This window comes from Agarivorans sp., assembly GCF_050295395.1.
Lineage (GTDB): Bacteria > Pseudomonadota > Gammaproteobacteria > Enterobacterales > Celerinatantimonadaceae > Agarivorans.
The window spans coordinates 1-9,792 of the sequence record NZ_JBNKPP010000311.1 but is presented as its reverse complement, the minus strand read 5'-3'; the positions used below and the strand labels follow the sequence as shown (position 1 = coordinate 9,792).

Here is a 9,792-nt window from a genome sequence, read left to right as displayed (position 1 = left end):
AACTGTTGCTCACTGCTATTACCTTGGCGGCGGGCTTTAAAGGGGGCGAAGTCACGCCACTGTTTTTCATTGGTGCTACCTTGGGTAACTTCCTCGCTTGGGCCATGGGCGCGCCGGTAGATTTATTTGCCGCCTTAGGTTTTATTGCGGTGTTTGCGGCGGCCACCAATACGCCTTTAGCATGTACTATTATGGGAGTAGAGCTATTTGGCTCTGAGCACTTATTGTATTTTGCGGTGGCCTGTTTTGTGGCGTATTTTTTCAGTGGCCATACCGGTATTTATTCTTCACAGCGCATTGCAGTGCCGAAATCGGCGAACTTGGCCACTCATGAGGCCACCTTAGGTGAAATTCGTGCCGCCAATAGCCGTTTTGTCGCTTGGTTAAATAAGAGAACGCAGCAAAAATGAATCACAGCTTAAGGATTACAGCGAGCGCACTGGCACTGTTAAGCAGTGCCGTTGTTGCTTATCCTGGCACCTTGAGTACCTTGCTGGAAGGCGAGCAGTTAGTGGCCACGGTAAGCTCGCAGGTGGAGCAGCCAATCCGTTGCCAGCTGATAGCCGAGCCAGACATAGTGTGGTTCGAGTTAGAAGACCAACCGATCAGTTTTCGCATTGAAGCGGGTTACCGTACCCATGATTTAAGCTTGTATTGCAAAATCATTGAACAAAAAACTAAGCCACGCCCGTGGCGGATTAATCCTTATAATACGCCCATTCCTAGCTGGAATAAGAAGATATTCCCCGAATAGCCTTTTACACCAAATAGACTTGTACGTTGTGTTCTTTAAGGCGCTCTAATACTTTGGGATCGGCTTGTTGGCCAGTAATGACAATGTCAATCTCGTCCAAAGTAAATAACGATACACCACCAAATACGCCTACCTTATCGGCTTCTATCATCGCCACTACCTTATCGGCGTAACGCAGCATTTTCTTTTCTTCCATAAAGGTGAGTAGGGCAGATTTGGTTAAGCCTGCTTCGGTTAAACCGTCGCCACTCACGATCAGATAACGTCCCTGATAGGAGCTATGGTTGTCGGGGGACACCAGCAAACTCTGGCTTTTAATGTACTGGCCACCTAATACCACCAAGTGGGGATAGTCTTGGGAAATCAGGTAGGTGAGCAGCGGCAAGTAATTAGAATAAACGTGAACTTGGCTAGCCAAGAGGTACTTGCCCATTAAAAAGGTAATGCGCCCTTCACCGACAAAGATATTATCGCGTTGCTCACATAGCTTAACCGCTTGTTGCGCAATACGGTCAGACTCTTCGTAATTGCTGTAATCGGAAATGTTGGGATAAAAACCCACCATGCCAGGAGAAGACTCCGCACTGGGCGACAATATCTTCTCGGCACCATTACGGATCTTTTTTAGTTTCCCTTCATTATCTAGGTCGATTAAATCGCGCCTTACCGTGGCTGGGGAACAATCTAAGAGTTCGACTAATTGTTGCACGCTGGCAAAAGTGTGTTCTTCGAGATGTTGCAGAATTTGGTTGTGACGAAGTTTGGCAGACATAATGAATTCAGTTGAAGTTTTAGTGATTGGAAATGATTATAAATGATTACGTTTTGAAAACTTTTACCCCGATCACAGTGTATTTGATTACAAAAGTTCACAAATGATTACAAATGAGAAAATATTTGCTGCTGTTGCATAGTTGTTAAAAATGCGCGCAATATGAGCTGATTGAGGTTTGACGTTTTTGACACATTTTCGCACCTACCTATACTCGCACTAAGGTAATGCGAGGGACGAAAATGAACCAAAAATTAATCACAGAGCAAAGCATTTTGTTGGATTTTGAAGCGGACTCAAAAGACGAAGCTTTATACAGCATTTGTGCACAATTGTTTCTGTTACGTAAAACCAGCAACCCGTCTGGCTTGTATAAGGATATTATGCAGCGTGAAAATGTAGTCAGTACCTTTGCTGGCCAGCACACTGCCATTCCTCATGTTATTACTCAGCACATAAACGAACCGGTTCTTTGTTTTGTGCGTATGCAAAATCCTGATTTTTGCTGGAATAGTGCGGACGAAGACGTACGTATTATTTTCTTACTAGCTGTACCACCTAAAGAAAACCTACAAAAACTCAGAGAGTCTCAGTCCTACGTTTTTTCATCGATCGCCCAGTTAATGAACGATCCCAAGATGATCGAATGTTGGCTAACGACCTCTGAAGAGCGAGTGATACTCGACAGTTTGCAATTGGCCTTTCAGTCCAATTTAGACAATTAAAAAAACATAAAGGAATAAGGAGATAGACAAATGTCTAGCAACAATTTAAAGGTTGGCGTTCAGTCAGTCGGCCGTTTTTTAAGTAGCATGGTGATGCCCAATATTGGCGCCTTCATCGCTTGGGGTTTGATTACCGCCCTGTTCATTCCAACTGGTTGGCTACCTAATGAAAGCCTCGCTTCATTAGTGGGCCCGATGATCCTCTACATGTTGCCACTTTTGATCGGTTACACCGGCGGTAAAATGGTGGGCGGCGAACGGGGTGCGGTGGCTGGTGCCATCACAACCATGGGGGTGATTGTTGGGGTAGATATTCCCATGTTCATGGGTGCCATGATAGTGGGTCCATTAGGTGGCTTGGCCATTGCCCACTTTGACAAATGGGTACACGGTCGCATCAAACCCGGTTTTGAAATGCTAGTGAACAACTTCTCACTAGGCATTATCGGCATGGTAATGGCGTTAGTAGCCTACCTATTAATTGGTCCCATTGTATCGGTGGTTACCACTGCTTTAGGCGATGGTGTGGGCTGGATCGTTGAACGCTCATTGCTACCTTTGGTATCAATTATTGTTGAACCTGCGAAAATCCTATTCTTAAATAACGCGATTAACCACGGTGTATTTACCCCACTGGGTGCTGAGCAGTCTGCAGAGTTTGGTTCATCCATTTTCTACATGATTGAAACTAACCCAGGTCCTGGTTTAGGTGTGTTATTAGCCTACATGGTAGTAGGTAAAGGCACTGCACAAAAATCGGCCTATGGTGCGTCCATCATTCACTTCTTTGGTGGTATTCACGAAATCTACTTCCCCTACATCTTGATGAAACCTCGTTTGATCCTTGCTGTCATTGCGGGTGGTATGGCGGGTGTAGCCTTCAACATGGTCACCGGTAACGCTTTGGTAGGGCCGCCATCTCCAGGTTCGGTATTTGCCTTAGTGTTAATGTCGACTGGTGGTATGGGCATTGTACTCACTCTATGTTCGATTGCCGTAGCGGCCACCACCTCGTTCTTAGTTGCGTCAATCATGATCCGCAAAGATGTTTCAGAAACCGACGACTTAGAAGCTGCTAAAGCTGCCGTTGAAGCCAACAAGGCTGAGTCGAAAGGGCAAATTCCTGCTGCAGCTATGGCCAGCGGTGATGTTCGTAGCATCGTCGTGGCTTGTGATGCAGGTATGGGCTCGTCTGCCATGGGTGCCACGGTATTACGCAGCAAAATTAAAGAAGCCGGTTTAAATATTAGCGTGAGTAACGCGGCTATTAACGACTTAGTTGACGCCGACATGGTGATTACCCAACAAGAACTATCGGCACGGGCTAGAGCAAAACTGCCTAGTGCGCGACATGTCAGCATTGGCAACTTCATGGATGCCAGCTTCTATGACGACTTAGTGGCCAGTTTGAAAGCATAAGCCAAGCGGCTTAGTTATAGCAGTGCTGCCAAGCCAGCAGCCTGCTATAGCCCAAACCAATATTTTAATTAATTGAATAGAATGAGATAAGCATGTCCTTTTTAAAGCGTTTATTCGCCTCCAGTGAAGAACAGACAGAAGTTGCCTCTCAGCCCGACACTGCTGCGGTCGCGGAAGCGCCGTTGCCAGAGCCATCGCCAGCTCCCTCTAGCACACCGCTAGGAGTGGCGCCTGAGCAGGTGTTTTTAAATCAGCAACTTAGTAACAAAGCGCAGGTATTAGAGTTTATTGCCCAGCAGATGTTGGCTTTAGGTTTAGTGAACGGTGACTACAGTAACGCACTAAAAGCGCGCGAAGAAAAAGTCAGCACCTACTTGTTAAACGGTGTAGCCATTCCTCATGGCACCAATGAAGCCAAAGCTTTGGTGGTGAAAAGTGGCGTTGTGGTGGTGCAAATTCCTCAAGGTTTATTATGGAATGAACACGGCGATATGGTGAAGCTGGCGGTGGGGATTGCGGCCACTGGTGATGATCATTTGCCCTTGTTGCAAAAATTGACCGCCGTGGTGATGGATAAGGACTTATCTCAACAACTTGCTAGTACTAGTGATGTGCAAGCCATTATCTCTGCCTTGGGAGCAAGTCAATTCAAGGTGAGTGAAGTATTGCCTGACTTCGAGCTAAGCCAGAGCGCCCAAGTGGTAGACGAAGCGGGTATGCACGCCCGTCCCGCCAGCATCATTAGTGAACAAGCTGCTAGTTATTCAGCTACCGAAATCCGTTTACGTAACGGTGAAAACAGCGCCGATGCTAAATCGATGGCCGCGATATTGGCCATGGGCGCCCAGCTTGGCGATAGCATTGTGGTATCGGCCCAAGGCGAACAAGCAGAGCAAGCGGTGAGCGATATTGCGGCGATGATTTCTGCAGGTTTAGACGATGAAGAGGCCAGTCTGCACGCCGAGTTTAATCCTCTCGAAGGCTTACCCGGACTTAAGCAGCCGGCGGGTAGTGCGGTATTAAAAGGCATGGCTGCTTCACCCGGAGTCGCGCTGGCACCCATCTTTGTATTGACCGAACAACAGCAGCATGTAGAGCGCCAAGGCCAAGGTGCACAGCTAGAGCAAGCCGCTTTAAGCAAAGCCTTAAGGCAAGCCGAGCAGGTGACAGACGATCTATATCAATCTTTATTGGCTAAGGCGCCCAACGAAGCGGCGATTTTAAAGGCACAAAAACAATTACTTAAAGATGCCTCCATTGTTAAGTGCTGTGAGCAATTGATTGCTCAAGGCAATAGTGCGGCGTGGTCATGGCAACAAGCCTTGGCCGAGCAAATTGAGGCTTTGGCTCAACTCAGTGACGAGCGTTTAAAAGCGCGTATCGCCGATCTCAAAGACGTTAGCCAGCGCGTGGTGGACTTATTGCTACCCGAGCAGCAAGGCATCAGTTTTCCAGAGCAAGAGTTTATTTTATTGGCCAGTGATTTAAGCCCCTCACAAACTGCCGGTCTTGAAGGCAAACCGATTAAGGGCATAGCCACCGAATTGGGTGGACCCAATAGTCACATGGCCATTTTAGCCCGCGCCTTAGGCATTCCTGCGGTGGTAGGCGTTGGCGCCGGTAAGCTTTGTGGCGTAGCTAACCAGCAACTCGCAATAGTAGACCCACAATCGGCCTGTTTGGTGATTCAACCAGAGCCAGACACCTTAGCCGAAGCTGAACACAACATTCAGTTGTGGCAACAAATGCGCGAGCTGGAAGAAGCCCATCAACATGAACCCGCGGTCACCAAAGATGGTCGCCATATCGATGTGGTATGCAATATCGCCAAACCATCCGATGCCAGCAAAGTCTTAGAACATGGTGGTGAAGGCGCAGGTTTATTACGAACTGAGTTCTTGTTTGAAAGTGCACCTGAAGAGCCTTCTATTGATCAGCAAATCGAGGCACTAAAAGTGATAGTTAAAGAACTGGGCAGCCGTCAGTTAGTGGTGAGAACCGCTGATATTGGCGGTGACAAGCCGGTTTCGTGGATGAATATGCCCCATGAAGACAATCCCTTCTTAGGTGTGCGTGGGCTGCGTTTGTCGTTTAAACATCCAGCCATGTTCGAGCGCCAGTTAGAAGCCATTTATCGCACTGCAGCGTGGCAAGTGGCAGAGCAGGGACAAACGGGATTACACATCATGTTCCCCATGGTGGCCAAAATGTCGGAATGGTCTAAAGCAGCAGCTCTTGCCGAGCAAGTTAGACAGCGTCTAGACGCACCGGTTTTGCCGCTCGGCATTATGGTGGAAGTACCATCGGCGGCGCTAGTGGCCGATACCTTAGCCAAACATGTGGACTTCTTTTCCATCGGGTCTAACGATTTAACTCAATACACCTTGGCGATGGACCGATTAAACCCCGAGCTTTGTTGTGAAGCCGACAGTTATCACCCCGGTTTGCTGCGCTTGATCTCTATGACGGTAAAAGCCGCCGCAGCCAACGGCAAATGGGTAGGCGTATGCGGCAACATGGCTGCCGACCCCAATATTGCCTGTCTGTTAGTGGGCCTAGGCGTAGAAGAGCTTTCGGTGAGCCCAGCCAATGTGGCCGCAGTGAAAAGCATTATTCGTTCGGTTGATTACAGCAAATTACAAATTAAAGCAGAAAAAGCGCTGCAAATGTGCAGCTCAGAAGCGGTGATGGCGATGTACCAAAGCCATCAAGATCTCGTTTAAAAATTTATAGAATTAAGTAGGTAATACAATGACAAGTCAATTTGAAAAATATCAAGATTTAGCACAAGCGCTACCTAAAGCAACTAGCACTTGGAACATGTACGGTGCCGGCGTGGATAACATTGGTAAAAATAACCAGCCAGAACTGTTTGATATTCCAGAACCAGCGGCCAACCAACTATTGGTGAGAGTGGACGCTGTAGGCCTGTGCTTTTCTGATGTGAAGCTAATTAATCAAGGTAGCTCCCATCCTAAGTTATATAACCGCGACCTCACCAAAGAGCCAACGCGTTTGGGCCACGAGGCCACACTTACTGTGGTAAAAGTGGGTGATGAGTTAAGCGAGCAATTTAAGGTAGGCGAGCGTTACGCCATGCAGCCGGATATTTACCAAAATGGTAAAAGTACTGCTTACGGCTACACCGTACCGGGCGGATTAACCCAATATCACCTAATTGGTCCAGAAATTCTTGAGACTGACGAAGGCTCTTGCTTGCTAAAAGTGTCTGATGAGCTGGGCTTTGCCGAGGCGGCATTGCTAGAACCTTGGGGTTGTGTGTGGGCCTCGTACACGCAGCGTCGCCGTTTAGAGCCTAAGCAAGGCGGGGTAATGTGGATAGTCGGCCAAGCTGGTGATGATACCGTTTATGGCTTTTCCAAAGGTTTGTCATCACCCGCTAAGGTTATTCTCACCAACGTGCCAGAACAGCTACAAGTATTAGCCGAGAAACAAGCGCAACAGGTGATTATTCGCAACGACATCACTGTGGAAAACTTAGAGCAAGCGGTAAATGAATACACCGATGGTATAGGTTTTGACGATGTAGTGGTACTGGCGCCTAAATCAGCAAAAGCCCTCACTAGCATTGCTAAATATGTGGCTCGCCGCGGCACCATGAACATGGTAGGCAAGCAACCCCTTGATGGCTTAGTGGATGCCGATGTAGGTCGTTTACACTACGACTACGTGGCATTTATTGGTAATAGCGGGGTAGATATCGCCGACTCCTATGGCGAGCAACGTAACCGTTGTGACTTAAGAAAAGACGGCTTCGCAGTGTTTGTTGGTGCGGGTGGCCCCATGGGGCAAATGCACGTGCAACGGGCGATTGAACTAAAAGATGGACCGCGCAAGGTGGTAGTGACCGATATTAACGATCAACGTTTGGCCGAAATTGAAGCCCGTTTTGCCAGCCTAACCGAAGCCAATAACTGCGAGTTAGTCACTTATAATCCAACCAACAGCGATACACCGCTTCCTGAATTAGTGAAACAAATGACCCAGGGCGAAGGCGCCGACGATGTGGTGGTATGCGTTCCTAATGCGCAAATCATGGCTGAGTCTGCCACCTTCATGAAAGACGACGGTATGTTGGTATTGTTTGCTGGGGTGCCTAATGGCACGTTAGCGCCAGTTGACTTTAGCTCGGTTTATTTAAGCAATGCTCAATACACCGGCACTTCAGGCTTAACCATTGATGACCAAACCGTGGTAATGGACAATACGGTTGCGGGTAATATTGCACCTGCCATTTGTGTCGCCGCTATTGGTGGTATGAATGTAGCGAAAGATGGTATTCAAGCGATGATTGATGCTAAGTATCCCGGCAAAATCTTAATCTTCCCTCACTTAGAAGAGCTACCACTATTGGGCTTAGACGAACTAGCAGAGAAGTTACCAGAAGTCGCGGCTGCCTTAGGCGCAGGCAATACTTGGAACAAACAGGCAGAAAAAGCCTTGTTTGATCACTACTTTAAGGAGTTGGCATGATCTATACCTTAACGCTTAATCCTGCGGCGGATCTTGAGCTAAGCGTTGATCAGTTAGAATTCAACTCAGTCAGCCGAGCAATCGATTCCAGAATGGACTGCGGTGGAAAAGGCTTTAATGTGTCGCGAATGCTGAAGAACTTAGGCCAAGATAGCATCGCCATGGGTTTTGTTGGTGGTGCAACTGGCTTACGCCTGAGCAATGAGTTGGAAGCGGCCGGTATTGATTGCCAATTTACCAGCATTGCTGGGGAAACCCGCACCAATGTCACTATTGTGGAGGGCGCAAATGCCCGCCACATTAAGGTGAACCAAGCTGGACCGAACATTAGCGAATCTGAACTGACTCGTTTAGTGGAAAGCATTCAGCAGCGCTTGCAGCCCGGAGACTGGTGGGTACTCGGCGGCAGTTTGCCGCTGGGCGTGCCTACTAGCTTTTACGCCCAGTTGGTCTGTTTAATTGAAGATGCGGGGGCGCATGCCGTGCTAGATACTAGCGGAGAAGCGCTACGTGAAGGCATCTTCGCTGGCCCTAGTTTGATTAAACCTAATTTGGAAGAAGCCCAAGCCTTGCTGGAATTGGATGCCGAAGAGTTACAAAGCACCCAAGCATGGACCAAAGCCTTACTGGCAATGGGCGCAAAGAATTTGGTGGTATCACAAGGTAAAGCCGGCGCGTTAATGGCTAGTGAAGAGCAGCTGCATGAATTTGCTAGCCCTAGTATCGTTGAAGCCAATCCGATTGGTGCGGGCGATTCCATGGTGGCGGGCTTAGTTTGGCGTTTAAGTTTAGGTGAAAGCCTAGCCCAAGCGCTGCCCTATGGTTTAGCCTGTGGCGCAGCCACAGCCAGCCGACCGGGCACCGAGCTAGGCGATTTAGCGCAAGTCGAACAGCTGCTAGAGCAATGTCGACAAATTAACTAAGCGCCAATTAAGGCAATGAAGTAACAAGGGCTTATTCATCAATAAGCCTTTTTTTTTGGCTTAGCTGGTGGAACATTGCTGGATGTTTCGGAATAAGCGAGCAGCAGTAGCTTCGGTGAAATGATGTTCTGGCAATCGATAGGGAAGTGGCTAGCCTTTGAGTTGCTAAACCTTGTGACAATGAGTAAGCCATAAAAATGGCTATCAAGTGTTAACCTTAGATAGCCATTATGTGAGTCATAGTGGTTGCGGCTTATTCGATTAGCTAGTTTTTAGTGCCCCAAAACCACCAGATAACCAGTGCAATGGCGAGCAAACCTAATAAATTAACTACCATGCTGTGCCTCCTGTTGATGTACCGATAAAGTGCGTAGTCGGTTGGCGTTGCTTACTACGGTAATCGACGATAAAGACATCGCCACACCGGCAATGATCGGGCTAAGCAACATGCCGGTAAAGGGATAGAGTAGGCCGGCTGCAATCGGAATGCCCAAACTGTTATAAATAAAGGCACCCCATAAGTTTTGCTTGATGTTTGTCAACGTGGCACGACTGATCCGCATGCTGTCGGCGATGCCATGCAGCGAGCCACGCATTAGCGTGATGTCGGCGGTTTCAATCGCTACATCGGTGCCTTGGCCCATGGCAAAACTCACATCTGCAGCGGCCAGAGCAGGGGCGTCGTTAATCCCATCGCCTACCATC

At 48.2% G+C, this 9,792-nt stretch carries 9 protein-coding genes; 7 read left to right on the top strand and 2 right to left on the bottom strand.

The genetic code is table 11. From position 1 onward, the window contains the following. Both ACQY6Q_RS18640 and ACQY6Q_RS18635 read left to right on the top strand, forming a co-directional pair. On the top strand, positions 1 to 410 hold a 410-nt coding region (locus tag ACQY6Q_RS18640; RefSeq protein WP_427983750.1), incomplete at its 5' end, for a chloride channel protein. Beyond that, positions 407 to 754: a hypothetical protein gene (locus ACQY6Q_RS18635; protein ID WP_427983748.1), complete on the top strand. Its 348-nt coding sequence runs from the start codon at positions 407 to 409 to the stop codon at positions 752 to 754. The genes ACQY6Q_RS18640 and ACQY6Q_RS18635, both read left to right, overlap by 4 nt. A 4-nt stretch (positions 755 to 758) precedes the next feature. Here ACQY6Q_RS18635 and ulaR read toward each other — a convergent pair whose 3' ends face one another. After that, a complete protein-coding gene (gene ulaR, locus ACQY6Q_RS18630) occupies positions 759 to 1,526 on the bottom strand; it encodes an HTH-type transcriptional regulator UlaR (protein ID WP_427983746.1) in 768 nt (255 codons plus the stop codon). Positions 1,527 to 1,768: 242 nt separating this feature from the next. On the opposite strand from ulaR, the gene ACQY6Q_RS18625 reads away from it, so the two are divergent. The 5 genes from ACQY6Q_RS18625 (at position 1,769) to pfkB (ending at position 9,087) form a co-directional block, all read left to right on the top strand. Continuing rightward, positions 1,769 to 2,251 (top strand): PTS sugar transporter subunit IIA, encoded by a 483-nt coding sequence (locus tag ACQY6Q_RS18625; RefSeq protein WP_427983745.1) that lies wholly within the window; start codon positions 1,769 to 1,771, stop codon positions 2,249 to 2,251. 30 nt (positions 2,252 to 2,281) lie between these two features. Next, positions 2,282 to 3,670 (top strand): PTS mannitol transporter subunit IICB, encoded by a 1,389-nt coding sequence (locus tag ACQY6Q_RS18620; RefSeq protein WP_427983743.1) that lies wholly within the window; start codon positions 2,282 to 2,284, stop codon positions 3,668 to 3,670. A 92-nt stretch (positions 3,671 to 3,762) separates the two neighbouring features. Continuing rightward, positions 3,763 to 6,393 (top strand): phosphoenolpyruvate--protein phosphotransferase, encoded by a 2,631-nt coding sequence (ptsP, locus tag ACQY6Q_RS18615; protein WP_427983741.1) that lies wholly within the window; start codon positions 3,763 to 3,765, stop codon positions 6,391 to 6,393. Between the two features lie 28 nt (positions 6,394 to 6,421). Beyond that, positions 6,422 to 8,164: a zinc-binding dehydrogenase gene (locus tag ACQY6Q_RS18610; RefSeq protein WP_427983739.1), complete on the top strand. Its 1,743-nt coding sequence runs from the start codon at positions 6,422 to 6,424 to the stop codon at positions 8,162 to 8,164. Further along, on the top strand, positions 8,161 to 9,087 hold the full coding sequence (gene pfkB, locus ACQY6Q_RS18605) for a 1-phosphofructokinase (protein ID WP_427983737.1): 927 nt from the start codon (positions 8,161 to 8,163) through the stop codon (positions 9,085 to 9,087). The genes ACQY6Q_RS18610 and pfkB overlap by 4 nt, the downstream gene beginning before the upstream one ends. A gap of 326 nt (positions 9,088 to 9,413) precedes the next feature. Here the strand turns inward: pfkB and ACQY6Q_RS18600 are convergent. Continuing rightward, positions 9,414 to 9,792: HAD hydrolase family protein (locus ACQY6Q_RS18600; RefSeq protein WP_427983736.1), on the bottom strand; the 379-nt coding region annotated here is incomplete at its 5' end.